This window comes from Sulfitobacter sp. W002, from assembly GCF_025142135.1.
Lineage (GTDB): Bacteria > Pseudomonadota > Alphaproteobacteria > Rhodobacterales > Rhodobacteraceae > Sulfitobacter > Sulfitobacter profundi.
Window position 1 is genome coordinate 527377 of the sequence record NZ_CP081126.1, and the last position, 25259, is coordinate 552635.

The following is a 25259-nucleotide window of genomic DNA, read 5'->3' on the forward strand; positions in this document are numbered from 1 at the left end:
GCTGGGTTGAGGACTGTTTATTTTTCCAGCCTATGCGCTGTGGTAAGGTGTATGATAGCCTCGTCCCCCTCCTGAACATCTTGGCGGAATTTCTCTATTGCCCTTTCAGGCCATACTCTTGAACGGAGCTCTGGTGTCTGCCGAAATTTCTCTTCGGTGCGTAATAAGTGATCTAACAGCTCATCAAAAGAGTTTGCGGTGCTGCCAGCATCTCCGACCTGATCAGCGATGCATCCACGCCGATAGGAAAAGACCGTTACACCGGAGGCCAAGGCTTCGTAAATTACGACAGGCTGAGCCTCAAAGGCATATTTAGTTGGAAACACGAATAGGTCGAGTTCCTGATAAAAACGCTCCTTCTCTTCTCCATATAGCGATCCATAGTAAGCTACGTCTCCTGCAGCGACTGCGGCTTCAATCAAAATCCGATCTCGCTCAAGCTTTACTGGTCCCGCTAGGTGGAATATACAGCCGGACCCTGCGGCCTTGGCCTTTCGCGCGAGTTGTAAAAAATCGAGCAACCCCTTCTCTTCCGAAAGGTTGCTCAAGAAACCTATAGTCAGTTCCTGTCTGTTTGTCCGGCTCTTGTCGGTCGCATTCCATTTCACAAATGTGGCATTGGATAGTACTAAGTCTCTTATAGGAGCGGAGTAGGTTTGTGAGAAATCATCTCGCATACTCCTGCTTAGGAATACGTGCACCGAGTTATTTTTGGTTATACGCGATAAGAGGTTAATTGCAGTTTGTCGCTCCAATATATAGCGGTAGGAGTGGTGGTGAACTGTAAGGCCAATGCCTCTAGTGCGGACAGCGGTCGCGAGAAGCAGGGTGTACCAGGCACCAAAGCCGCCGTTGCATCCAAGCGCTATTACCCAAGATTGGGGCTTTCTAATTGCAAGGATTCTTACTGCGGCGAGGAGATAGAGTGCAGCTTGAACGGTATGTCTTAGAATGGCTTTCCTCTGATTGGAGGAGGTATCAATCCGGACCACCTCCGTGGTCCTTTCAAATCGCTCAGCCATTGCGCTCATCATCGCTGAAAAGCCATGGTGCGGAGGCGGGAAGGGCCCTATGACAGCGATTTTCATTGCTGATGCCGATCTCGTATGCGTCTCGCAGGCTGCCCCGCGTAGACTGCGCCCTCCTCCACATCCGACAACACTAATGAACGCGCACCAACGACCGCGCCCTTCTTCAACGTAACGCCAGGTGAGACAAAGCAACCGGTAGCGATCCAAACTTGGTCCTGCACGAGGATTTCCGCACAATCATAGTCGAAGCTTCTTTTGGTCATGTCGTGCGATCCTGTGCAAAGATAACTATCCTGAGAGATACAGACATCATCGCCGATAATGATCGGCACAAGACAATAGAGTTCTGCTCGGTCACCAATCCAGCTATTATCGCCAATCTTTATTTTCCAAGGATAGGTAAACCGGGCTGTCGGTCGTATGCGAGTGTTACTTCCGACCACTGCGCCAAAAGCTCGCAGAAGCATTGCGCGCCATCGGTACGCCGGTTGTGGAGATAAACGAAAGAGTGTTGCTTGAACTATCCACCATAGTTGGCAGGTTAGCTGGCTTCGCCCGCGAAACCCCGTCGGGACGCGGAAGCTAGCCAAGTCTTGAACTTTATCTTCCATAAGATTGCACCTGACGGTAAAAAGAAATTCTGCGAAACTGTTTTGCTTCGTTTATTTTAACATGAAGTAATGTATCGCCATCATCTAAACTTCTACAAACACGCGACGAAACGCTTCGGCAACCTTGTCAATTTGGAACGTTTGTTCGGCATAAGATCGACCGGCTGCGCCACTCAATCGTCGATCTTTCGGACTGTTCAAAAATGAATGGACGGATTTCACGAAAGCGTCGATATCCTGAGGTCCTGAAGTCAATCCTGCCTTGGTTTCTTCCACGATTTGAGCCGCTAGGTTGTCCGCGGGCGCCGCGAGGACTATTGGGCGACCTGCACATAGATAGCTCAACACTTTCGACGGGACCGAGAAGCGCCCGGCGTCTTCTTCGATAACCGCCACGAGAACGTCACTGGAAGCCAAGACCTCTTCGAACACTTCAATGGGTTGCAAAGGCAGACATCGAAGAGTTGGCTTGTTGAGCTTCTGTTCGCGCAGCCAGTCCATACCCACGCCATTTGCTATGACGATCAGCTCATCTGGGGGATCGATGCTCTCGGCTAGGGCCAACAAAAGACGCGGGTTGTGTTTCAGCGCAAGAGTGCCTGAGTAGATAATGCGTCGACCCTTGCTAAGTTGCTGTGCCGCGCTCCACGAGTTTTCTCTATCTCTAACCGAAATTGCAGAGATCGCGGCCCAATTTGGAATCACGCTTACATTCTCGGCTGGTATTCCCCATTCATCCGTCTGTTGTCGGAATGCTTCTGTAATATGGACGATGTGGTCGGAGTTCCTCATTTGGCGTTTTTCCAAATGAGTGTAGTAGCTACCTATCATGGCCCCTAGAACCGGGATTTTCTTTGAAAGGATTTCTTTGGCGGCGATCGAGTAAAAATCCTGACACCAAAAGATGAACTTTGCCGCGTGTTTTTTTGTGGCCTTTAGGATCGGTTCTTGCGTTTCTGTGGGGGTGTTCCCGGAAAGAACGATGTCGGGTCGCAATTTTCCAATCAAAGCGGCAATCTTGTTGCCGTATTCGATATCGCAGCTTCTTCTGGCGAAGAGGTTTGTCTTTGAATAGTCTCGGTCAATGTCGACAGCATGGAAGGTCAGCAGATCAGGATCATCGGCCTCACGTAGATTCCTTCCTTTGGGCCCTTTGTCGCCGGCAAAAAAGACATGATGTACAATATATCCATTGCGAGCGAGCTCTCTTGAAAGTTCAGCAGTGAACGGGTGGCCAGCATAGTCATGGACCATGATGGTTTGTCGCGCGGTATACTCTTGGGTTTTCATTGGCTCTACTTCGACCGAAAGTCATCAATGTGATCTTGGTACCAAAAGTAGGTGCTTTCGATCCCTTCTCGCAGCGCTGTGCTTGCCTTCCAGCCCAGCCGGTGTAAGCGCTCGCTGTTCATCAGCTTTCTGGGTGTCCCGTCAGGTTTGCTGTCGTCAAACTCAATGCCACCTTCAAAGCCAACCACTTCACGCACAAGCTCGGCCAGTTCCCTGATCGATACATCGGTGCCATATCCCACATTGATATGGGACAGCATTTCCTTGGTTTCCCGCTCGTAGATGTCATTTGGCAGGTCCATGACAAATAGGCTTGCCTCCGCCATATCATCGACGTGCAAAAATTCTCGGAGGGGTGTCCCCGTTCCCCAAATTACGACACTCTCGAGGCCCGCCAGCTTCGCCTCATGGAACCTTCTGATCATCGCTGGCAGAACATGGCTTTTCTCCGGGTGAAAGTTATCCCCCGGGCCATAAAGATTGGTGGGCATGACTGATCGGTAGTCCCGCCCATGCTGCCGGTTGAAGCTTTCGCATAGCTTGATCCCAGCGATCTTGGCGATCGCATAAGGTTCATTTGTCGGTTCGAGGATGCCTGTCAGAAGTGCGCTTTCGGACATCGGCTGTTCGACGTCACGTGGATAGATGCAGGATGACCCAAGAAAGAGCAGTTTTTGTACGCCCGCCGCATGCGCTTGCCCGATCACGTTGGTTTGGATTAGCAGGTTGTCATAGATGAAATCAGCCGGGTAGGTGCTGTTAGCCATGATGCCGCCGACACGCGCTGCAGCCAATATGACGGCGTCAGGCTTTTCTGAGTCCATGAACTCCCGCACTGCAGCTTGATCACACAGGTCAAGTTCACTGCTTGTCCTCGTGATGATCTCGTCGTTGCCGCGAGCTTCAAGTTTTCGGAGAATTGCTCCCCCGACCATTCCGCGATGACCCGCAAGAAAGACTTTCATCGGATTATCCTTCCAGGCTAACTGGAACCTGAAGGCCATGAGACTTCAAGAGCGCGTGTCTATGAGCCGCTCTTAGATCATCGGCCACCATTTCTGCGCACATCTCCTGAGCCGTAATCTCTGGCTCCCAGCCCAAAACTTTCTTCGCCTTGGCGGGATTACCCAAGAGTGTTTCGACCTCAGCAGGGCGGAAGTAGCGCGGGTCGATCCTCATGATCACATCGCCAACCTTAAGCATTGGCGCCTTATCTCCGGTGATGTTCGCAACAGTCGCGATCTCATCGACGCCAGTGCCGCTGAATTCCAGATCGACGCCTAGCTCTGATGCGGTCCACTGGATGAATTCGCGTACCGAATATTGTACGCCAGTCGCAATGACAAAGTCCTCTGGCTTGTCCTGTTGCAACATCATCCACTGCATTCGGACATAGTCCTTCGCATGGCCCCAGTCGCGGAGGCTATCGATGTTCCCCATATAGAGGCAATCTTCCAATCCCATCGCGATATTGGCTAGGCCGCGGGTGATCTTGCGAGTTACGAATGTCTCACCCCTGCGCGGGCTCTCGTGGTTGAACAGGATGCCGTTGCAGGCGAACATGTCGTAGGCCTCACGGTAGTTCACACAGATCCAATAGGCATACATCTTTGCGACCGCATAGGGAGACCGCGGGTGAAAGGGTGTCGTCTCGGTCTGGGGGATCTCTTGTACAAGCCCGTAAAGTTCTGATGTCGAGGCTTGGTAAAAGCGCGTTTTTTTATCCAAGCCTAGAAAGCGGATGGCTTCCAAGAGGCGCAGGGTGCCCATCGCGTCGACATCTGCGGTGTACTCGGGAGCTTCAAAGCTCACTGCCACATGCGATTGGGCACCAAGGTTATAGATTTCGTCAGGCTGCACTTCGCTGATGATACGGGTAAGGTTCGAGGAATCCGTCAGGTCTCCGTAGTGCAGGTGAAACCGGGAATTGTCGTTGTGGGGATCCTCATAGATGTGGTCGATACGGCTCGTATTGAAGAGAGAAGCCCGTCGCTTAATCCCGTGAACTTCGTAGCCTTTCTCTAGCAGGAACTCTGCCAAGTAAGACCCATCCTGGCCCGTAATGCCCGTGATAATAGCTTTTTTCACTATGTGGCTTCCTAAATTTTTCAAGATGAATTTCTAAAATTTTCTGGCTGACTTAGACTGTGATGACCGCGAAGGTCAAGGCAAGGTGCGCTGCCTTGCCTTGGGGCGGACATAGTTGGTCGAATTAGTTCAATTCATGAGCAGGTAGCGAATTTATGACAACGGCCTGATTGCCACCGCTTTCTCACAGTTTTTCCACTTCACGCCATCTCCCAAATCGCGCTCCCGCCACCGGACTACCCAATAGATTTAGCCCTCTGACGCCCTGTAGGGCGCGCTCTCGCTGGCGTTGGAGTGGGCATGTCCTTCCCACCCAGCGGACTGTATCCCTCACGCCTTCCACACACGGGCCGCCTTCATCCCAAATACCGAACTGCCGCAGAACAGCGCGCACCCCATACGCTAGGTGCCCAAAATTTCACAGTTCGGCTTCCAGCTGCCCAATCATACAGCACCCTTTCTGCGGTGCGGAAGCTTCCTCGGGGTCAGGGCTTGCTGGCTCGGCCCTCTAAACTGAGGCTGTAGAGGCTCCGCTACGGGGCGTCGCGAACGAGAAGTCCGGCAAGGGGGCCATCCGCGCGTAACTATAATAAACGCTGTGTGGAAAAGCATTTGGCCTTTGGCATGCTTGCGTCTCCGCTCTTCCGCACACCAAACGGGGATACCGTAATGAGACTTTCCACCAAACGCACACTTACTGCGACCGCTGCCCTATTGATCGCAGGTTCAGCTGCCAGCGCGGCATGCGAGGACCCGATCAAGGTTGGCGTGCTGCACTCTCTGTCCGGCACGATGGCCATTTCCGAGACCACGTTGAAAGACACGATGGAGCTTTTGATTACGCAACAAAACGCTGCGGGGGGCCTGTTGGATTGCGAAATCGAAGCCGTTGTCGTGGATCCCGCCTCGGACTGGCCTTTGTTCGCCGAAAAGGCGCGTGAGCTTTTGACCGTGTCCGAGGTGGATGTCATCTTCGGCTCTTGGACATCTGTTTCGCGCAAATCCGCATTGCCTGTTCTGGAAGAGTTGAACGGCCTGATGTTCTACCCGGTTCAGTATGAGGGCGAGGAAAGCTCGCGCAACGTGTTCTATACGGGCGCGGCCCCGAATCAGCAGGCGATCCCTGCGACCGATTATTTCCTGGAGGAACTGGGCGTCGAGAAATTTGCTCTGCTCGGCACAGACTATGTCTATCCCAGAACCACCAACAATATCCTTGAACAGTACCTTTTGGGCAAGGGCATCCCCAAGGAAAACATCTTCGTTAACTATACACCCTTCGGGCATTCGGACTGGTCCACCATTGTGGCGGATGTGGTCGAACTGGGGGCGGATGGCTCTCAGGTGGGCGTGATCTCGACCATCAACGGCGACGCGAATATCGGCTTTTACAAGGAGTTGGCGGCTGCCGGTATCTCGGCTGACGACATTCCGGTCGTGGCATTCTCGGTCGGGGAAGAAGAACTTTCGGGCCTCGATACCGCTGATCTTGTCGGCCACCTCGCGGCGTGGAACTACTTTCAATCCGCAGAATCCGACGCAAACGACGAATGGGTTGCCGCTTGGAAAGAGGCAATGGGCGAAGACCGCGTGACCAACGACCCGATGGAAGCCCATTACATCGGTTTCAACATGTGGGTGAATGCGGTCACCGAAGCGGGCACCACGGATGTGGATGCGGTGCGTGCGGCGATGTATGGGCAGGAATTTCCGAACCTCACCGGCGGGACGGCGGTCATGCTGCCCAATCACCACCTCGCCAAGCCTGTCTTGATCGGTGAAATCACCTCTGACGGCCAGTTCGACATCATCAGCCAGACCGAAGAAGTGCCCGGCGATGCATGGACGGACTTCTTGCCTGAATCGGCTGTTCTGGTCTCCGATTGGAAAGAACTTGAGTGCGGCATGTACAATACCGAAACCAAGACCTGCGTCCAGTTGACCTCGAATTACTAACGCCAACAGTCGGGCGCGTCCTCAGCCGCGCCCGACACTCTTTCTAAACACTCTTTCCGTCCGAAAGCCCCATATCTCATGGTTCGAATACTGCTCAGCCTGATGTGCTTGCTGACATCCGCCAGTCTTGCACCCGCTCAGGAACTTCAGTCTGTATTGCAGACCCACGCCGAAGAGGTGGCCAAGCCATCGCGCAAGTCGGTCGGCGTATTGCTGGACAATCTGGTAGCATCGGGCCTGCCGCAGGTTCCTGTTTTTCTTGAGCAATGGGCCGAGCGGAGCGTCTGGCAAGACGATGCAACGGGCCTGTTCTACTTTGCGAAGGAAGCCGGCGATACACTCGCGCTGCGCGACGTTGATACGGGCGAAGAGACGACGGCTTCTTCAGACAGTTTCAGCCAGCTGCGCCCCAACGGCGGCGTGCGGCGTGTCATCGGCACGGCATTGGTGCAGTTCCAACTGTCTGATCCCGACCCCGAACGCCGCAGCGCCGCCCTTGAAAGCATCGCGCGACGCAGTGATGCCAGCCAGCTTGACCCGCTCTTGGCCTCGCTCGAAGGAGAGAATGATCCCATCCTGCGCGCCCGCAAAGAGCAACTGAGCAATTTCTTGACCGCGCGCTTCGGAGCGGCCCCCGAGGCGCGCATTCGTGCGATCGAAAGCCTGTCTTCAGACACCTCTCTCGAAGCCCGCGCGGTGCTGAACCAAATTCTATCTGTAAGGACAGGCGTTGCGGCAGAGCAGCCCGAGGGTAACATCGCCCGCATTCTTGACCCCATGGCGGACCCTTCGGCAAGCTATGAGACGCTGGTCGAAGCTGAACTTGCCCCTGCAATCGTGCCGCCCAGTGATATTCGCGCTGCCCTTGAAGCCAATATCGTCGATGGCCGCGTCGGCGGCATCCCTTTGGCGCAATTGGACGACCCGGACAGGCGGATGGATGCGTATCGCGCGCTTGCCGAGGCGGGGACCGTCCCGCCGTTGGTAACGCCGGATGATATCGTCACCGCCCTGCAGAATGCCGTCTTCTATGAACGCTACGAAGAGGATGACAGGGCGATCACCGACGCTGCCCGCACCACGCTTGACGCGGTTGAGACGCAGGTCGGCTGGGCGCAGACCTTTGATTTGACGTTGGACGGTTTGTCGCTGGCCTCGATTTATTTCCTCGCAGCGATTGGGCTGGCGATCACCTTTGGGCAGATGGGAGTCATCAACATGGCCCATGGCGAGTTTATCATGATGGGCGCCTATACGGGCTATGTCGTGCAACTCATCGTTCCTGACTACACGGTCTCGCTGCTCATCGCGCTGCCGCTAGCCTTTGCCGTTACCTTTGGGGCGGGTGTCGCGATGGAGCGGCTGGTGATCCGGCATCTCTACCATCGCCCGCTCGAAACCTTGTTGGCGACCTTCGGCATCTCGATCGCCTTGCAGCAAATCGCCAAGAATATCTTTGGCACGCAGGCCCGTCCGTTGACCTCGCCTGAGTGGCTTCGGGGCGCGCTCGTGATCTCGGATGTGGTTCAAATCAGTTACATCCGCATCGCCATATTCGTGCTGGCGCTGATCTTTCTATTTTTGCTGCTGTATATCCTCAAGCGCACGCGCCTTGGTTTGGAGGTGCGCGCGGTGACGCAAAACCCCGGCATGGCGGCCTCGATGGGCATCAACCCTGACCGGATCAATATGATGACCTTTGGGCTGGGGTCGGGAATCGCAGGGGTCGCGGGCGTCGGCATCGGCCTTTATGCGCAGGTCACCTCTGAAATGGGCGCGAACTATATTGTGCAAAGCTTCATGACCGTCGTAGTGGGCGGTGTTGGATCGGTATTCGGCACGCTGGCCGGAGCGGGGCTGATTGGCTTCCTGCAAAAGGGGATCGAGTGGTTGAACCCGTCCAACACACTGGCGGCACAGACCTACATGATCCTTTTCATCATCCTGTTCATTCAATTCCGGCCCAAGGGCATCGTTGCCCCCAAAGGCCGGGCAGCGGCGGATTGAGCCATGACCCAGACGCACAGCCAACGACGGTCTTTCATCGGCCGCAATCCTTCGGTTCTCTACTTCCTTGCCGCACTGGGTCTCTTTACAGTCCTTGTGACGGTGATGTCCGAAGCCGCCGGTACCGGTCTTGTCTCAACCTCCTTCGTCAAGACATTGGGCAAGGCCCTGTGTCTTTGCCTCGTGGCCATCGCGATGGACGTGGTTTGGGGGTATTGCGGCATCCTTAGCCTCGGTCATTTCGCCTTTTTCGGGATCGGCGGCTACGCCATCGGGATGTGGCTCATGTATGCGCGTACGGAAAACATCGTCGCGGACAGCCTCGCAGGTCAGGTCATCCCGCCAACCCCGCAAGAGATTTCAGACGCCATCGGAAACCAAATTTTCGGTGTCGTCGGCTCATCGGAATTCCCTTTGATCTGGGCCTTCGCGGACAACCTTTTTATCCAATTGGCCTTCGTCGTGCTGATCCCCGGCGCTCTTGCGCTGGTCTTTGGCTGGCTTGCATTCCGCAGCCGCGTCAACGGCGTTTACCTGTCGATCCTGACCCAAGCCATGACACTGGCGCTCGCGCTCTACCTGTTTCAGAACGATAGCGGCTTACGTGGCAACAACGGCCTGTCGGGCCTGCAAAACATCCCCGGCTTCGCCGAAAGCGGCCAAGACGCTGTTTCCATCGTCTTTTTCCTAGCCTCTGCCTTGGCGCTTGCTCTGGGCTATCTGTTTTTCGCGTGGATCACCGACAGCAAGCTGGGCAATGTCATCCAAGCCATCCGTGACGATGAATCGCGCGTTCGTTTTCTGGGCTACCATGTAGAGAGCTATAAACTCTTCGTCTTCACCATCACCGCCATCGTCGCAGGCATCGCCGGTGCGCTTTATTACCCGCAAGCGGGCATCATCAACCCGGCTGAAATCGCCCCCATCGCGTCGATCTATCTCGCGGTATGGGTCGCCATCGGCGGGCGGGGCCGGCTTTACGGCGCGGTGATCGGTGCGGCAGTGGTCTCGCTTTTGTCCAGTTGGTTTACGGGCGGCGGCGCGCCCAGCATCAATCTGGGGGTCTATACGATCCATTGGGTCGATTGGTGGCTGGTGCTGCTCGGCCTGAGCTTTGTACTTATCACGCTGTTTGCCCCCAAGGGCATCGGCGGCCTCTTTGACAAACTGGTGCGCAAGTCATGAGTTCTCTTTTGGAAATGTCCGGAATTTCGAAATCTTTTGACGGGTTTCAGGCGATCAAGAACCTTAGTCTACAGATCGGTGAACCGGAATTGCGCGCGGTGATCGGCCCCAATGGCGCGGGCAAGACGACCTTTATGGACATCATCACCGGCAAGACAAAACCGGATGAAGGCTATATTCTGTTTGGTGATGACAGCCGCTCTCTTATTGGCATGTCGGAAAGCCAGATCGCGATGCTTGGGATTGGGCGCAAGTTTCAAAAGCCGACAGTGTTTGAGGCGCAAACCGTGCGCGAAAACCTTGCCATGGCGTTAAAGAACCCGCGTGGCACGTTCTCGGTGCTGTTCCACCGCAAGACCTCGGAAGGGGCGGCGCGGCTTGAAAAGATCGCCGATGAGATCAACCTGACCGCCCATCTTTCCCGCCCCGCCGGAGAGTTAAGCCACGGGCAAAAGCAGTGGCTGGAGATCGGGATGCTCCTTGCGCAATCGCCCCGCTTGCTGCTGGTGGATGAGCCCGCCGCAGGCATGACGGCGCATGAACGCGAACACACCACAGACATTCTGAAAACGGCCGCCGAGACCCGCGCCGTTATCGTGGTGGAACACGATATGGAGTTCGTGCGGCGGCTGAATTGCAAGGTGACCGTGTTGCACGAAGGATCGGTGCTGGCCGAAGGGTCGCTGGATCATGTCACCAACAACCAGACTGTTATCGACGTTTATTTGGGGCGCAGCGATGCTGGAGATTGAGAACCTAAACCTGAAATACGGGCAATCTCAGATACTTCATGAGGTCACGTTGAACGCGCCCGTGGGGCAGGTGACCTGTGTGACGGGCACCAATGGGGTCGGCAAAACCAGCTTGCTGAAAGCCATCGCCGGGCGGCATCCTTTTTCGGGCGGGCGGATCAGGCTTGATGGTGAGGAATTGCACCCGGGCCGTGCGGCCCTGTCGGCCAAAGCGGGCGTCGGATATGTGCCACAGGGGCGCGAGATATTTCCGCTGATGACCGTTCAAGAGAACCTTGAAACGGGCTTTGCCTGCCTTCCCAAATCCAAGCATAAGATCCCGGATGACATTTTTGAGCTTTTTCCGGTCCTCGCTGAGATGAAGGCCCGGCGCGGGGGGGACTTGTCTGGTGGGCAACAACAGCAGCTTTCCATTGCCCGGGCGCTTATCGCCCGCCCCAAGGTGCTGCTGTTGGATGAACCGACCGAAGGAATTCAGCCCAATATCATCCAGATGATTGGCCATACCATTCGCCTTCTGCGGGATCGGGGGGAATTGGCCATCGTGCTGGTGGAGCAGAATTTCGAATTTGCCTACCTTAATGCCGATCATTTCCACGTCATGCAGCGCGGCAAAATCACCCAATCGATCCCAAAATCCGAAGCCCAACGCGCGCAACTTTTGGACGCGCTTGCGCTATAAGTGATCGCTGTTGCCCGTCTTGCGCGCAGGCCCGGCTTGCCCGTAAGGCACAAAACCCTTCTATTATTGTGAAGCGGCGGGGCAGCAAAGTCTTGACTTCCCGACCGTCAAACGGTGTACCTGCGCGAAACCTGAAATAGCCCTAGGAAGGGACCATCATGCACGCCTATCGCAGCCATACCTGTGCCGATCTGAGCCTTGAGAACAAGGGTGACACTGTGCGCCTGTCCGGCTGGGTGCACCGGGTGCGGGACCACGGCGGTGTGCTGTTTTTGGACCTGCGCGACCATTACGGGATCACTCAGGTCATCTGCGACCCTGACAGCCCGGCTTTCGCCGAGATGGAAAAAGTCCGCGCGGAATGGTGCGTGCGCATTGATGGCACCGTAAAGGCGCGGGACGTAAGCCTTGTGAACCCCAAGCTGCCCACCGGCGAGATTGAGGTCTATGCGCGCGACATTGAAGTGCTGGGCTCCGCCGCTGAACTGCCGCTTCAGGTCTTCGGCGAGCAGGAATACCCCGAAGAGACGCGCCTGCGCTATCGTTACCTCGACCTGCGTCGCGAGAAGATGCAAAAGAACATGGCGCTGCGCTCCGACGTTGTGACCTCCATCCGCAAGCGCATGTGGGATCAGAACTTCCGTGAGTTCCAGACGCCGATCATCACCGCATCTTCCCCCGAAGGCGCGCGCGACTTCCTCGTGCCCAGCCGTCTGCACCCGGGCAAGTTCTACGCCCTGCCACAGGCGCCGCAGCAGTTCAAACAGCTGCTGATGGTCTCGGGCTTTGATAAGTATTTCCAGATCGCGCCCTGCTTCCGCGATGAAGACCCGCGCGCCGACCGCTCGCCCACCGATTTCTACCAGCTCGACATGGAGATGTCCTTTGTCACCCAGCAGGACGTTTTCGACACGATCCAGCCGGTGATCGCAGGCATCTTCGAAGAGTTCGGCGGCGGCAAAAAGGTCGATGAGACCTGGGAACAAATTTCCTACAAAGACGCGGCGCTGTGGTATGGCTCGGACAAGCCCGACCTGCGCAACCCGATCAAGATGCAGGTGGTCTCGGACCATTTCCGCGATTCCGGCTTCGCGATTTTCGCCAAGTTGCTGGAGCAGGACGGCACCGAAATCCGCGCGATCCCCGCGCCCAAGGGCGGCAGCCGCAAGTTCTGCGACCGTATGAACGCCTTTGCCCAAAAAGAAGGTCTGCCCGGCATGGGCTATATCTTCTGGCGCGATCAGGGCAACGGGATGGAGGCGGCTGGCCCGCTGGCCAAAAACATCGGCCCCGAGCGCACCGAGGCGATCCGCCAGCAGTTGGATCTGGGTGTCGGCGACGCGGCCTTCTTCCTCGGTGGCAAGCCGAAGTCGTTTGAAGCAGTCGCAGGCCGCGCGCGGAACGTGATCGGCGAGGAGTTGAACCTCACCGACAAAGAACGTTTCGCCTTTGCATGGATCGTCGATTTCCCGATCTACGAGCGTGACGAAGAGACCGGCAAGATCGACTTTGAGCACAACCCCTTCTCCATGCCGCAGGGCGGGATGGAGGCGCTGCAGGGTGATCCGCTCAAGGTGCTGGGCTATCAATATGACCTCGCCTGCAACGGCTATGAGCTGGTCTCGGGTGCGATCCGAAACCACAAGCCCGAGATCATGTTCAAGGCGTTTGAGATCGCAGGCTATGGCGAAGACGAGGTGCGCAAGCGCTTTGGCGGCATGGTCAACGCCTTCCAATACGGCGCCCCGCCCCACGGTGGTTGTGCCGCCGGTATCGACCGGATCGTCATGCTGCTGGCCGAAGAGCAGAACATCCGCGAAGTTATCCTTTTCCCGATGAACCAGCGTGCCGAAGACCTGATGATGAACGCGCCTTCTGAACCCACCAGCGATCAGCTGATGGAACTGGGCTTGCGGGTCATCCCGCAGGAGTGATCCTGTCTGAATGAAGCGTCATCCCCGGCTCAGTCGGGGGTGATATTGCCCGGTAGGATGCCCAGCACCAGAACCGGGCAGCCGCCGCTGCGCCCGGCGGCGATGCGGCTGATAAGCTTATGGGTGCCGGTGGTGCTGGCCCCGAACTTCGCGGCTACGGTCTTGTCGGTCTCATTGCCGAATTTATCCAAGCAATTGCCGAGCGATTTGAAAAACCCGTTCGACAGTTCGCGTGTCACGATGACGCCAACGTCGATCACCCCCGCTTCGAAAAAGCTGCGAAAGGCATAGAGGTCACGGTCGTAGGTCTGGTCTTTGCTGTTCCACTCATAGTCGAAAGCCACGCGGCTGCGCCAAAAGTCGACCATATGGTTGTGGATGAAGTCCTCGCGGATGATGCGGTCGACCTCGGGGGCACTGTCGCCCTTGCCTGCGGTAAGTTGCACCAACAGATCGGCTTTGATGCGCACTTCTTCGTGGAAATTCTCGGCCGCCGCATATTGCGCGAAACGGGTGGTGGCCGACATGCGGTTGCCCCCGGGCGCGCGGATTTCATTGCGGCTGATCGTGAACTGCCGCAGCACGCGGATGATCGCGGCCAGTTCTTCGGGCGCGCGCTGTTGCAGCACGGCGGCGGCGCTGCGGTAGCTGGTAACGGAGTAGCGATCGCGCAGATCGACGGGCAGCAGGTCTTCGACAAGCCTTTCGTCGTCGAACACCGCGTCGTCGATGCGCCGCGCCAGATTACTCAGCCGCGACACTGGAGTTGTAGCTGTAGGTCTTCCAATCGGGCTTGTAATCCGCCTCGGCCTGATTGCCCCAAACGGTCCAGCCTTCGCGGACACCGCGCCCGAACAGTTCGAGGTAGGGGCCCCAAGAGCAGCTTTCAATCAGGTCATATTGCTCATCCGGCTTGCGCGAATGCTCCCGCTTGCGGGTCTGCATCATGTTCACCTGACGCCTCCCGGCATCCAAGGTGCGCACGTTCTTGCCGCGCACGCCAAACAGCAAAATTTCGGTCACGTTGCGGAAATAGAACCCAACGCCACGCCCGTCACTGCCGCCATCTTTGCGGATTTTATGCCAAATGATATTGGATTTATATTCAAATCCCCAGGCCTTGAGCACCTGCAGCCCCTCGGGCAACAGCGCGTTCGGCACCCACATGTAACAATGCGCGCGGTCTTCGAGGTGATCGGCCACGGGCAGGGCGCAGATGTCATCCACCGTCATCGTGGGATAACGGGCCAAGCGCTTATGTTCGGGCGCGACCTTGCCGGTGCGGTTGGTGAAGCGCCACGGCGGGTCCGCCATGACGCATCCAAACCGGTCTTTGCCCAGAAAGTCGCGTAGGTCTTGTGATGGATTATCGCTCATATCCAATATATTGCGTTTCCTCGGGCTTTCTTGCAACCGCTACCTGCCCAGAGGGGCTGGATATCCACAAGAACGTTAAGAGAACGCGTTTATCAGGGAAGAGCGTGTCCGGTCAATCCTCAAGACTGTCTTCGCGCTTTTCCTCGATGAGCTTGGCTTCCTTTTCCTTACGCTTCAGGAACTTGTCGCCGAAGGCGTCGTTATGTTCCTCGCCGATGACCTTCTTGGCGCGGGTGAAAAGCTCGTCTTCTTCCTCGTCCATGTGATGTTCATAGTCATGTTTGAGTTGCTTGAAACGAGTCAGCCAAGCAGAGGACGACATATCGGTTTCGCGCAGCTCTTCCATGATATCGTCAAGCTGCTGGTGTTCGTGAACCGAATGGCGCGCGTGATCTTGGCCCCATGTTTCGGACATCAGCGTGGAATAAAAGGTCTCTTCCTCGGCGGCGGCGTGGGATTTCACGTCATGGTAAAAACGGTCCCAAGCCTTGCGGCGCTCGGCGCTGTCGCCTTCGGTGTCGGCAATGGTGTTGAGCAAGGCGCGGTGTTCATCATGATCTTCTTTGATCGCGTCATAGATGGAGGGCATGGGAAAAATCCTTTGGTGTTACCTGTGGCTAACGCCGAAGCCACCGGCAGGTTCCCGCCCTAGAAGACCGCGCCATTCGCCGCTTGGCTGGCGACCTGCTGGAACAACCCGCCTGTTTGGGCGTGAAATGCCGCCAAAGTAACGACCACCAGCCCCAGAACATTCGCGCCCACAACGATCCAATCGACCGGCTTTGCGGGTTTGGCGCTGTCCTTGGCGTGGTGCTGGGTCATCTCACCCTCCGGGGGTCGCTTGCGTTTAGCATAATGCTGCAGGCTGAATGTGGCGTGAATGTGTAGCTTGGAGGCCAAGACTGGGGTCTGGTGGGATTATTTCAAGTTTATTCATCTTGGCGGCCCGAAAAGCGCGGTGCATAACTTTGCTATGAACAGCAGATCAGACCCGCGCCCTGTCGGGCCCACAATTGAGAATTGGGCAGAGCCCCAACGGCCCGCCGGTGAGGTGCTCACCGGGCGCCATGTCGTGTTGGAGCCGCTTTCGGCAGAGAAACACGCCGCGCTGCTCTACCCCGCCTATGTGGGGGAGGACCACGTTTGGGATTATCTGCCCTATGGGCCATTCTCTTCGGCGGCGCAGTATCACCGCTGGGTGCGCGATAGTGCAGCGCAGGTTGATCCGTATTTCATGGCAGTGAAAGACCGCGCGCGGGATCAATGGGTGGGCGTGGCAAGTTTTCTGCGGATCAAGCCCGAGGCAGGCAGTATCGAGGTGGGCCACATCAACTTCAGCCCCGCCCTACAGCGCACTCCCGCGGCGACCGAGGCGATATTCCTGATGATGCAATGGGCCTTTGAGGCGGGCTACCGACGGTTCGAGTGGAAATGCGACGCGCTCAACCGTCCGTCCCGCCGCGCCGCGCAGCGGTTGGGGTTGAGCTATGAGGGTGTCTTTCGGCAAGCGACCATCGTCAAGGGGCGCAACCGCGACACGGCTTGGTTCGCCGCGATCGACACGGAATGGCCCGCGCTGAAAGAGGCGTTTGAAGCTTGGCTGTCCCCCAGTAATTTTGACGGGCAGGGGCAACAAAAGGAACGGCTCGGCGATCTGACCCGCCTTGTTCGTGTAACGAGCGACCCGATGCTTTAAGTGGCCTGCCTGCCGGATGAGTTAAATCGCAATTTTTTCGGTCAATCGGATCTGGATCATCCCGGCTATGGTCGCGGCCTCTGGTCCCGCGGGTTGGCCGAGGGCGCGTTTATGGGCCAGAGCCCTTGCCGCCTCTTCCAGCCTAAGGTCATTCGCGGAGCGGGCAACGCCGCAGAGAAATTGCGCGACATAATCAAGCGTGGGCTCATCCGGTTCGCCGCCGAGCACGCCCGCGATATGGGCAATGTCATCTTGAAAGCCGATGCGGTCCGGCGAGACATCTTCATCCGGGAGGGCGCGCAGGCCCACGGGGCGACGCTCTTCGGGGAGGTTTTTCAGAATGGCCTGCTGAAAGGATGACAGCGATGTAATCGGCTTCGCGATAAACCCATCGACCCCGGCCGCGCGGGCATCAGGCTCCATATGGCTGTCGCCAGAGATGGCGATGATCGTTTCCACCCGGGGCGTGCTTTGTGTGAGTTCGGCGATCAGGTCCAGACCGCTGCCGTCGGGCAGGCCAAGGTCGACCAGCGCCACGGCGGGGCGATAGACCTGTAGATGGCGCCGGGCAGAGCGCAAACTATCTGCCCGCCTGATCCGCGCGCCAGAGCGTAGACAGAGCAGGCGCATCGCCTCGCAAGCGAAACGGCTGTCTTCCACCACCAAAACGGTGAGGCCCAGCAGCGGTCGCTCCGCCGTGGGGGTGGGGGTGGTTCTTTCGAAAGGGTCGGTGTCGTCCATGATTGCCTCCAACAACTTCTGCTGCACAATCGTTACGCCGCGTTGGCTAACGACGCGTTAACGTGACGCATTGTTGTTTAGCGGACGGGCGGGCATAAAGCGGGCAAATCACGAGGAGCATTCAAGATGATCGGACGTCTTAACCATGTGGCCATCGCCGTGCCGGATCTCGAAGCGGCGGCGGATCAGTATCGCCACGCGCTTTGCGCCAAGGTCGGCGCGCCGCAGGCCGAACCGGATCACGGCGTGACCGTCATCTTCATCGAACTGCCTAACACCAAGATCGAATTGCTGCACCCTCTGGGCGACGACAGCCCGATCAACGGCTTTCTGGAAAAGAACCCGGCGGGCGGCATCCACCACATCTGCTATGAGGTCGAGGACATCATCGCGGCGCGGGACCATCTGAAATCCACCGGCGCGCGGGTCTTGGGCTCGGGCGAGCCCAAGATCGGGGCCCATGGCAAGCCGGTGCTGTTCCTGCATCCCAAAGACTTCAACGGCGCGCTTGTCGAGCTTGAGGAGGTTTGAGCATGGGTATCGTTTCTGGCCTCGTCCTTTTTGCCGTCATCTGGTCGATGACGTTCCTGATCGCCCTGCCAATCCGGGTGCAAACACAAGGGGACGCGGGCGAGGTGGTTCCGGGCACCCACGCGGGCGCGCCCGAGCAGCATCATTTGGGCCGCAAGGCGCTGTGGACTACGTTGGTTGCTGCGATCATCTGGGCGATCTGCGCCACGATCATCCTGTCGGGCTGGGTCAGCGTGGCGGATATCGAAGGCTGGCTGCATCCGAATGCGGCACCAACGCATGGTACAGGTGGGTAAAGGTCGCCGCCCCTAGGATCGGGATCAGCAGGTTCAGCAGCGGCACCGACAGCGGCACCGCCATCAGCACCCCGGCCATCCAGATCGTGCCCGCATGGCGGCGGCGCAGGCGTTTCGCCTCGTCCCGCCCATGGCGGCGCAGCGCGGCGAGGGTGAAATATTCGCGCCCCAGCAAGAACCCGTTCAGCCCCCAGAAGATGAACAGCGCCGCCGGGGCGAAGAGCAGGTAGAGGACCAGCGCCAGCAGGTTTGCCCCCACCAGCACGCCCATGAAGTTGACGGTATCGCGGATTGCATCGCCCATGCCGACTTGGTGCGCCGGGGGCAGATGGGGATAGTGCACCTCTTCCACCGCATCGGCCACGTCATCTAGAAACATCGACGTTATCGCCGAGGCGACGGGCACCATCAGAAAGACCGAGAGCACCATCAGCAGGATCAGCGCGCTCCAACTCAGCAGATCGTCAAGCCAGTTGACCTCGCCCAGTACCGGAAGCCAAGCGTCTTCGGGCGTGATCCAATCCACCAGATAGGCAAAGCCCGCCGTCGCCGCGACCAGCAGCGCCAGCGACAGGCCGACGCCGAGTAGGACCACCTTGCGAAAGCGCGCATCGCCCAATTGACCAAGTGCGCGGGTAAAGGACCGCAGGATCGCGCTTACAGCCATGTGGTGATCCCGTCGATGTCCGGGCGCGGGCGTTCTGGTGGGGCGGCGGTTTCGGTGCCGATATGGATGATCCCCGCGATACGCTCATGCGGGGCGAGGGCAAAGCCTTCCTCCATGAAGCCGCGGTCATGGGAAGGCCAACCGCTGAGCCAGTTTGCACCCCAGCCTGCGGCAAGCGCCGCGTTGAGCAGCGCAAGGCAGACGGCCCCGGCGGAATAGGTCTGCTCCAGTGGGGGGATCTTGGGCGAAGGTTTTTGCACCTCAATGACCGCCACGGCGAGGTTGCCTTGGTCAAACTGGCCACGTCCCTTGGCGGTATCCTCTGGCGTGAGGCCAAGGGCCGCGCCGCGTTTCTCAGCCACTTCGGCCAATCGCGCCATCGCCGCGCGGTCGATGACCACGAAACGCCACGGCTCCAGCTTCCCATGATCCGGCGTGCGGGCGGCGGCGGTGAGTAGCGGGCGCAGGGCCTCGGCATCGGGCACCGGCAGTCCGAGGGTCTTGGCCGGGCGCGAGCGGCGGTTTTGCAAAAAGGCGAGGGCGGAAGGGTCAGCTACGGGCATTGCGGTCTCTTACAGGTCCAGTTCCTGCGCCATATCGTCAATCGACTGGCGCAGGAAGGCATCAAAGGCGGGCGAGGGTTGGCGGGCGTGCAGGGACCGCGCCATCGGGTCCGGCGCGTCGATCCTGCTCCCCGCCAATGTGGCGATCGTGGCATGGCCGCAGAAGGGGACATAGGCCTCGGAATAGCCGCCCTCATGCACCAGCACGAGCTTGCCGTCGCAGAGCTTGTCGGCGGTGTCGCGGATGCGCTTGGTCATCTCGGCATAGGTGGCGGCGGTGGCCTGCATTCGCGCCAGTGGGTCGACGATTGCCGCATCATAACCGCAGGCGACGATAATCATGTCGGGGGCGAAAGCCGTGATCGCGGGGATCACCACGCGGTCCATCGCGTGTAAGTAGGCGGTATGGCCCGAGCCCGCGTGCATCGGCAGGTTGATGTTATAGCCTTCGCCAGCACCCCGTCCGCGATCTGCCAGCGCGCCCGTGTCGATGGGGTAATTCCCCTCTTGGTGCAGAGAGATCGTTAACACGTCATCGCGGTCATAATAGATCGCCTCGGTGCCATTGCCGTGGTGCACGTCCCAGTCCAGCACGACCACGCGCTTGGCCAGCCCCTTAGCCTGGGCGGCCTCAATGGCGATGGCGATATTGGCCAGCAGGCAGAACCCATTGGGCAGATCGGGCAGGCAGTGATGCCCCGGTGGGCGGCTGAGGGCATAGGCATTGTCGAGATCGCCGCGTGCCACGGCGTCGACCGCGGCGATGGCCAGCCCGGCAGACAGCGCGGCCAGTTCATAGCCGCCGCGGGCGAAGGGGACCGCATGGCCCAAGTCTCCGCCGCCTGCATCAGAGAGACGCTTGAATTCATCAAGGTAGCTTTCGGGATGCACCCGTGCCAACGCTTCGCGGCTGGCCGGGGCGGCGCTGCGGGTGTCGAGTTCGGCGAACAGCCCCGTCACCTCCATGAGGTTCTTCATGCGGCGCTTGGTTTCGGGGTTTTCCGGCAGGCCGCCCGCCGCGAGGGGCTGCACCAGACCGCCGACCGGCATGGTAAAGGCGTAGTTCCCGCCTGCGTGCCAGAAACAGCGTTCGTCCCAGAAAAAACCTGTGGTCATCGTGTGATCCCCTTCATCCCTGCGGGGAAGGTGGCGCAGGGCCGCGGGTTTGTCCATGGCGGGAAGGGTCCACACGGGCGGTGGTGTGCGGGGTGGGGGCGGGATTCGGTATTTGGAAAAGGATGAAGGGGGAAGGGGGGCTCTTTGAGCAGCGTTGCGGTCAGTTTGCTTCGGCCAGTAGGGCGGCGACATCGAGGGGGGAGTTGACCATTTTGAGGTCGCCTTGCGCATCGCGTGGCCATTCGGTTTGGGGCCGGTCCCGGTACAACTCGACACCGTTGTTGTCGGGATCGCGCAGGTAGACCGCTTCGCTGACGCCGTGATCGGCGGCGCCGTCCAATGTGATGCCAGCCTCAAGCACCCGGCGCAGAGCGCGCGCGAGCTGCTGTCGGTCGGGGTAGAGAAAGGCGCTGTGGTAAAGGCCGGTATGGCCCGGCGGCGGCGGTGTGGCGCCCGCGCTTTCCCATGTGTTCAGCCCGATGTGGTGATGATAGCCGCCCGCGCCCAGAAACGCAGCCTGATCGCCGTAGCGTTGGGTCACGGCAAAGCCCAGCAAGTCGCCGTAAAAATGAATGGCGCGGTCAAGGTCAGCGACCTTGAGGTGTATATGGCCGACGGTTGCGTGGTTCATCGCTTGGTCCTTTCGCTTTCCGATCAAGATGGCAGCGAGAGGGGGCAGGCGCAATTGCGCAGGAGAGCAGGGGGGCTGTGCGGCATTGCGCGCAGCCCCGGTCTGTCAGCCGACCATGCCGACGATCTCATAAGTGCGTTTGAGGATCGGGGTAGTGATTTCGCGGGCCTGTTCCGCGCCCCGGGCGAGGATGCGGTCGATCTCGGTCTCATCGGCCATCAGGCGCTGCATTTCGGCGGTGATCGGGCCCATTTTGGATACAGCCAGTTCTGCCAGCGCGGGTTTGAAGGTGCCGAATTGCTGGCCGCCGACTTCGGCCAAGACTTGATCGATGGTCTGGTCGCTGAGGGCGGCGTAGATGTTCACGAGGTTGCGCGCTTCGGGGCGGTCCTTTAGGCCCTCGGCCTCGGACGGCAGAGCGTCGGGGTCGGTCTTGGCCTTGCGGAATTTCTTGGCGATCGTGTCGGCATCGTCGGTGAGGTTGATGCGGCTGGCGGGCGAAGGATCGGACTTCGACATTTTCTTGGACCCGTCGCGCAGGGACATGACGCGGGTGGCCGCGCCTTCGATCACTGGTTCGGTGAGGGGGAAGAAATCGACGCCGTAGTCGTGGTTGAACTTCGCGGCGATGTCGCGGGTCAATTCAAGGTGCTGTTTCTGGTCCTCGCCCACCGGCACATGGGTGGCGTGGTAGATAAGGATGTCGGCGGCCATCAGTGCGGGGTAGGCGAAAAGTCCGAGCGACGCGGCCTCGGCATTTTTGCCGGCCTTGTCTTTCCACTGGGTCATGCGGCCCATCCAGCCCATGCGGGCGACGCAGTTGAAAATCCAAGCCAGTTGCGCGTGTTCGGGCACTTGGCTTTGGTTGATCAGGATGGATTTTTCCGGGTCGATGCCCGAAGCGATGAAGCCGGCGCAGAGTTCGCGGGTGCTGCGTTTGAGGTCTTCGGGTTTTTGCGGGACCGTGATCGCGTGCAGGTCGACCATGCAATAGATCGACTGAACGCCCTGTTCCTGTGCATCGGCAAAGCGTTTGAGCGCCCCCAGATAGTTGCCCAGATGCAGGTCGCCCGAGGGCTGAATGCCGGAAAACACGCGCGGGGTGAATTGGGTCTCGGACATCGGGCGGCACCTCTGGGCTGGAAAGTCTTGCGCGGCAGGCTTACTTCTGGCCGCGAACCCCGTCAAGGAGCGCCCATGCAAGACCCTGATTTCCAGCCCCCCGTGAACCCGCTGCCGCCTGCGGTTGTCGTGTTGTTTTTGGCCATTACTGGCGTTGAGGTGGTGTTGTCCTTGGCAGAGGCTGGGCTGGTCGGTGGCCCTGCTGCCGTAGGCTGGCGGCTGGCGCTGGTGCGCGACTTTGGCTTTTCGGGGCTGATCTTTGACGCGATGATCGGGGCGGGCCAGTACCCGATTGAGCATATCTGGCGGGTGGTGACCTATCCGTTCATCCATCTGGGCTTTACCCATGCGATCTTTGCCGTTGTGCTGCTGTTGGCGCTGGGCAAGTTGGTGGCCGAGGCGATGGGGCAGATGGCCTTTCTGGTGATCTTTGTGCTGTCGGGGATCGGCGGGGCGCTGGTTTATGGGGCGCTGTTGAACGATCCGGTGTGGCTCGCCGGGGCCTATCCAAATGTCTATGGGCTGATTGGCGGCTATAGTTTCGTGATGTGGCGGCGGCTGCTTGGCTCAGGCGGGCCGCAGTATCAGGCGTTCACGCTGATCGCTCTGCTGATGGGGCTACAGCTTTTCTGGGGCATCTTTTTTGAGACCGGCTTTTTGTGGGTCGCCGAGTTGGCTGGGTTCTTTTGTGGTTTTGGCCTGAGCTTTTTGGTCGCGCCCGGTGAATGGGCGCGACTGAGAGCGCGGTTGCAACAGCGTTAACCGCGCCGCATTGCGGATTTGAACTCGGACAATCGGAAGGCGCCGATCAATTGGCCGATGCTGAAGTAGCTTACCGCGCCGATGACGATGAGCAGCACCAGCGCCAGCCCACGCCACCACGGCAGGCCCAGCATCGGTTGCAGTGCCGCGTTGCCCAGCCATAGGGCCGCGCCCATCGCGGCAGAGGCGAGGAGGATGCGCCAGATGCGCTTGTGGAACCGTGCGTCGAACTTGGCCGCGGCGCCGAAACGCCGCGCGCCAATGGCCAGACAAGCAAACATCGTCCAGCCTGCCAGCGTCGTGGCGACCGCCGGGGCGATCCAGCCGATAAAGGGCGCAAGGCCCACCGCGAGGGCTGCGTTCACCACCATGGCGACCACGGCGAAATGGAAGGGGCGGCGGGTGTCTTCGCGGGCGAAATAGACCGGTTGCAGGATCTTTTGCAGCACGAAGGACGGCAGGCCGAGGCCATAGATCATCACCGCCGTTGCAATCGCCGCGGTGTCGTCGACGCCCGAGGCACCGCGTTCGAACAGTACGGTGACCAGTGCGAAGGGCACAACCATCAGCGCCACCGCCGACGGGATCGTCAGCGCCAGCGAAATTTCGGCGGCGCGGCTTAGCGCGGTTTGAGCGCCGTCGTTGTCCCCGGCGCGCAGGCGGCGCGAGAGGTCGGGCAGTAGCACGATGCCCACGGCGATACCCACCACGCCTAAGGGCAGTTGATAGAGGCGGTCGGCGGCGAAAAGCCATGAGACGGCCTTGTCATATTGGCTGGCGACCAACTGTCCCACCACAAGGTTGATCTGCATCACGCCCGAGGCCAGCGCGGCGGGCAGGGCGATGACGATCATCGCGCGCATGTCAGGGGTCCAGCGGGGCCGCGAGGGGCGTAGGGGGAAGCCCGCTTGGGCCGCGGCGCGCCATGTCAGGGCAAGCTGCGCCACACCAGCCACCGGGATTGACCAGATCAGCCACAGCGCCACCTCGCCCCCGGTGAGGGCGGCGAAGGTCATGGCGGCGATGACGAAGATGTTCAGCAGCACCGGCGCGGCGGCGGCCACGGCAAAGCGTCCGGTGGCGTTCAGGATGCCGGAAAACAACGCCGAGAGTGACATGCACAGGATATAGGGAAAGGCGATGCGGCCAAAGGCGACCGTCATGTCGAACCGGGGGTCGCCGACAAAGCCTTCGGCGGTCAGCCAGACCAACCCGGGCATAAAGATCATGCCCAAGGCGGTCAGCGCGAGCACCACCAGCGCCAATCCGTTGAAGGCATCGCGGGCGAATTTGCCAGCGCCTTCCTCGCCTTCTAGCTTCTTGGCGAACATCGGCACGAAGGCGGCGTTGAACGCGCCCTCGGCAAAGAAGCGGCGGAACATATTGGGCAGGCGGAAGGCGGCGACGAAGGCGTCCATCACCGGACCGGGGCCGATGAGCGACAAAAGCAGCACTTCACGCAGGAAGCCGAGCACACGGCTGAGCAAGGTCCAGACACCGACAGTGAAAAAGCCGGACATAAGACGGATAGGTTTCATCAAAAGGTGCCTTAAATTGCGCTGAGGTGATCCCTAGCGCGGGCGCTTACCCGGTGCAATCGCGGTGAGCGGTGCCGGAAGGCTAGCACCTTGGCTTTGGCAAGGTGGCGCTTATCCCCCGGTGGGGTAGATGAACCCATTGATCGGATAGGTGCTGCCAAAGGCGCCGGGCTGGCTTTCGACCTGCACGGCAGACCAGTCGTTGGCCTTGGATACATCGATCACCGCCATCTTGAGCGAGACTTGATTGCGTTTCCAATTGGCGTGATCCACCCGAATTTCGCGCGGTGAGACAACATCGGAAACCACAGCGATATGCCCCATGGGCATGGACCCGGTCGCGCTGAAGGCCATAACGGCACCGACCACAGGCTCATTGCCGCGCGGATAAAGCCCTTTGGCTTTGCCCCACCATGTTTCTGCGTTGCCGCGAATTTGAATGCCGCTGACATTGCGGGCAAAGGGCACGCACCAAACGCGCTGGCCCTTGGCGCGCATGTCTTGGGCTGTCTGCACGGCCATGAAATGGCGCTGCGGATCTATCCCAGAGAAATCATAGGACTGCGGGATGTCAGGCGCTTTGGCGCAGGCTGCCGTCAAAAGAAGTGTGGCGCAAAGGGCCATCAGGCCCCGGTTCGGCAGTGCTGCGCGTGTGACGCTCATATGTCCCTCATTCATGGAAT

27 protein-coding genes are annotated in these 25259 nt (G+C 58.9%); 10 read left to right on the top strand and 17 right to left on the bottom strand.

The window, feature by feature from the left end:
- Positions 1 to 17: 17 nt before the first annotated feature.
- The 5 genes from K3758_RS02655 to gmd all read right to left on the bottom strand — a co-directional run bounded on the left by K3758_RS02655 (position 18) and on the right by gmd (position 5020).
- Positions 18 to 1088, bottom strand: coding sequence for a glycosyltransferase family 4 protein (locus K3758_RS02655; RefSeq protein ID WP_259947391.1), 1071 nt, complete (start codon positions 1086 to 1088; stop codon positions 18 to 20).
- Complete coding sequence (locus tag K3758_RS02660; protein ID WP_259947392.1) at positions 1085 to 1642, bottom strand: WcaF family extracellular polysaccharide biosynthesis acetyltransferase; 558 nt, start codon at positions 1640 to 1642, stop codon at positions 1085 to 1087. Before K3758_RS02660 ends, K3758_RS02655 begins: the two co-directional genes overlap by 4 nt.
- Positions 1643 to 1726: 84 nt before the next feature.
- Positions 1727 to 2932 carry a glycosyltransferase family 4 protein gene (locus K3758_RS02665; RefSeq protein ID WP_259947394.1) on the bottom strand — a complete coding sequence of 402 codons (1206 nt, stop codon included), beginning with the start codon at positions 2930 to 2932 and terminating at the stop codon, positions 1727 to 1729.
- A 5-nt stretch (positions 2933 to 2937) separates the two neighbouring features.
- A complete protein-coding gene (locus K3758_RS02670) occupies positions 2938 to 3897 on the bottom strand; it encodes a GDP-L-fucose synthase (RefSeq protein ID WP_259947395.1) in 960 nt (319 codons plus the stop codon).
- A gap of 4 nt (positions 3898 to 3901) precedes the next feature.
- Positions 3902 to 5020 carry a GDP-mannose 4,6-dehydratase gene (gene gmd, locus K3758_RS02675; protein WP_259947397.1) on the bottom strand — a complete coding sequence of 373 codons (1119 nt, stop codon included), beginning with the start codon at positions 5018 to 5020 and terminating at the stop codon, positions 3902 to 3904.
- A 669-nt stretch (positions 5021 to 5689) separates the two neighbouring features.
- Between gmd and urtA the strand changes: the two genes are divergently transcribed.
- From urtA to aspS, 6 genes are all read left to right on the top strand, one after another.
- Positions 5690 to 6976: an urea ABC transporter substrate-binding protein gene (gene urtA, locus K3758_RS02680; RefSeq protein ID WP_259947399.1), complete on the top strand. Its 1287-nt coding sequence runs from the start codon at positions 5690 to 5692 to the stop codon at positions 6974 to 6976.
- A 78-nt stretch (positions 6977 to 7054) separates the two neighbouring features.
- Positions 7055 to 8983 (top strand): urea ABC transporter permease subunit UrtB, encoded by a 1929-nt coding sequence (gene urtB / locus K3758_RS02685; protein WP_259947401.1) that lies wholly within the window; start codon positions 7055 to 7057, stop codon positions 8981 to 8983.
- A 3-nt stretch (positions 8984 to 8986) separates the two neighbouring features.
- Positions 8987 to 10168, top strand: a complete 1182-nt coding sequence (urtC, locus tag K3758_RS02690; protein WP_259947403.1) for an urea ABC transporter permease subunit UrtC — start codon at positions 8987 to 8989, stop codon at positions 10166 to 10168.
- Positions 10165 to 10920 (top strand): urea ABC transporter ATP-binding protein UrtD, encoded by a 756-nt coding sequence (urtD, locus tag K3758_RS02695; protein WP_259947405.1) that lies wholly within the window; start codon positions 10165 to 10167, stop codon positions 10918 to 10920. The genes urtC and urtD overlap by 4 nt, the downstream gene beginning before the upstream one ends.
- Positions 10907 to 11602 carry an urea ABC transporter ATP-binding subunit UrtE gene (gene urtE / locus K3758_RS02700; protein WP_259947407.1) on the top strand — a complete coding sequence of 232 codons (696 nt, stop codon included), beginning with the start codon at positions 10907 to 10909 and terminating at the stop codon, positions 11600 to 11602. Before urtD ends, urtE begins: the two co-directional genes overlap by 14 nt.
- Before the next feature lie 158 nt (positions 11603 to 11760).
- A complete protein-coding gene (aspS, locus tag K3758_RS02705) occupies positions 11761 to 13536 on the top strand; it encodes an aspartate--tRNA ligase (RefSeq protein ID WP_259947410.1) in 1776 nt (591 codons plus the stop codon).
- A 29-nt stretch (positions 13537 to 13565) separates the two neighbouring features.
- Here the strand turns inward: aspS and K3758_RS02710 are convergent, their stop codons facing one another.
- The 4 genes from K3758_RS02710 to K3758_RS02725 form a co-directional block, all read right to left on the bottom strand.
- Positions 13566 to 14297, bottom strand: coding sequence for a BglII/BstYI family type II restriction endonuclease (locus K3758_RS02710; RefSeq protein WP_236627484.1), 732 nt, complete (start codon positions 14295 to 14297; stop codon positions 13566 to 13568).
- A complete protein-coding gene (locus K3758_RS02715) occupies positions 14281 to 14913 on the bottom strand; it encodes an MT-A70 family methyltransferase (RefSeq protein ID WP_067623744.1) in 633 nt (210 codons plus the stop codon). The genes K3758_RS02710 and K3758_RS02715 overlap by 17 nt, the downstream gene beginning before the upstream one ends.
- A gap of 112 nt (positions 14914 to 15025) precedes the next feature.
- The gene (locus K3758_RS02720; RefSeq protein WP_120350127.1) at positions 15026 to 15502 is read right to left on the bottom strand and encodes a hemerythrin domain-containing protein; all 477 of its coding nucleotides are present in this window, start codon (positions 15500 to 15502) and stop codon (positions 15026 to 15028) included.
- A 59-nt stretch (positions 15503 to 15561) separates the two neighbouring features.
- On the bottom strand, positions 15562 to 15735 hold the full coding sequence (locus K3758_RS02725) for a hypothetical protein (RefSeq protein WP_259947415.1): 174 nt from the start codon (positions 15733 to 15735) through the stop codon (positions 15562 to 15564).
- 151 nt (positions 15736 to 15886) lie between these two features.
- Here K3758_RS02725 and K3758_RS02730 point away from each other — a divergent pair, with 151 nt between their 5' ends.
- Positions 15887 to 16609 carry a GNAT family N-acetyltransferase gene (locus K3758_RS02730; RefSeq protein ID WP_259947417.1) on the top strand — a complete coding sequence of 241 codons (723 nt, stop codon included), beginning with the start codon at positions 15887 to 15889 and terminating at the stop codon, positions 16607 to 16609.
- 21 nt (positions 16610 to 16630) lie between these two features.
- Here the strand turns inward: K3758_RS02730 and K3758_RS02735 are convergent, their stop codons facing one another.
- On the bottom strand, positions 16631 to 17350 hold the full coding sequence (locus K3758_RS02735; protein WP_259947418.1) for a response regulator: 720 nt from the start codon (positions 17348 to 17350) through the stop codon (positions 16631 to 16633).
- Positions 17351 to 17476: 126 nt separating this feature from the next.
- On the opposite strand from K3758_RS02735, the gene mce reads away from it, so the two are divergent.
- Together mce and K3758_RS02745 are read left to right on the top strand one after the other, a co-directional pair.
- Positions 17477 to 17881, top strand: coding sequence for a methylmalonyl-CoA epimerase (gene mce / locus K3758_RS02740; RefSeq protein ID WP_259947420.1), 405 nt, complete (start codon positions 17477 to 17479; stop codon positions 17879 to 17881).
- A gap of 2 nt (positions 17882 to 17883) precedes the next feature.
- Positions 17884 to 18177 (top strand): DUF1467 family protein, encoded by a 294-nt coding sequence (locus K3758_RS02745; protein WP_093927995.1) that lies wholly within the window; start codon positions 17884 to 17886, stop codon positions 18175 to 18177.
- Here the strand turns inward: K3758_RS02745 and K3758_RS02750 are convergent.
- The 5 genes from K3758_RS02750 to trpS all read right to left on the bottom strand — a co-directional run bounded on the left by K3758_RS02750 (position 18110) and on the right by trpS (position 22276).
- Complete coding sequence (locus tag K3758_RS02750) at positions 18110 to 18844, bottom strand: EI24 domain-containing protein (protein ID WP_259947425.1); 735 nt, start codon at positions 18842 to 18844, stop codon at positions 18110 to 18112. The genes K3758_RS02745 and K3758_RS02750 overlap by 68 nt on opposite strands.
- Positions 18835 to 19407, bottom strand: coding sequence for a nitroreductase family protein (locus K3758_RS02755; RefSeq protein ID WP_259947426.1), 573 nt, complete (start codon positions 19405 to 19407; stop codon positions 18835 to 18837). The genes K3758_RS02750 and K3758_RS02755 overlap by 10 nt, the downstream gene beginning before the upstream one ends.
- A gap of 9 nt (positions 19408 to 19416) precedes the next feature.
- Positions 19417 to 20523: a class II histone deacetylase gene (locus K3758_RS02760; protein ID WP_259947428.1), complete on the bottom strand. Its 1107-nt coding sequence runs from the start codon at positions 20521 to 20523 to the stop codon at positions 19417 to 19419.
- Between the two features lie 160 nt (positions 20524 to 20683).
- Positions 20684 to 21154 (bottom strand): VOC family protein, encoded by a 471-nt coding sequence (locus K3758_RS02765; protein ID WP_259947430.1) that lies wholly within the window; start codon positions 21152 to 21154, stop codon positions 20684 to 20686.
- Positions 21155 to 21259: 105 nt separating this feature from the next.
- Positions 21260 to 22276: a tryptophan--tRNA ligase gene (gene trpS, locus K3758_RS02770; RefSeq protein WP_259947432.1), complete on the bottom strand. Its 1017-nt coding sequence runs from the start codon at positions 22274 to 22276 to the stop codon at positions 21260 to 21262.
- Positions 22277 to 22351: 75 nt separating this feature from the next.
- On the opposite strand from trpS, the gene K3758_RS02775 reads away from it, so the two are divergent.
- Positions 22352 to 23038 carry a rhomboid family intramembrane serine protease gene (locus K3758_RS02775; RefSeq protein ID WP_067937348.1) on the top strand — a complete coding sequence of 229 codons (687 nt, stop codon included), beginning with the start codon at positions 22352 to 22354 and terminating at the stop codon, positions 23036 to 23038.
- Here K3758_RS02775 and murJ read toward each other — a convergent pair.
- Both murJ and K3758_RS02785 read right to left on the bottom strand, forming a co-directional pair.
- Entirely contained in the window at positions 23035 to 24576 is a 1542-nt protein-coding gene (murJ, locus tag K3758_RS02780) for a murein biosynthesis integral membrane protein MurJ (RefSeq protein WP_259947434.1), read from the bottom strand. The two genes, K3758_RS02775 and murJ, sit on opposite strands and share 4 nt — an antisense overlap.
- A gap of 111 nt (positions 24577 to 24687) precedes the next feature.
- Positions 24688 to 25239: a CHAP domain-containing protein gene (locus K3758_RS02785; protein ID WP_259947436.1), complete on the bottom strand. Its 552-nt coding sequence runs from the start codon at positions 25237 to 25239 to the stop codon at positions 24688 to 24690.
- Positions 25240 to 25259: the final 20 nt, after the last annotated feature.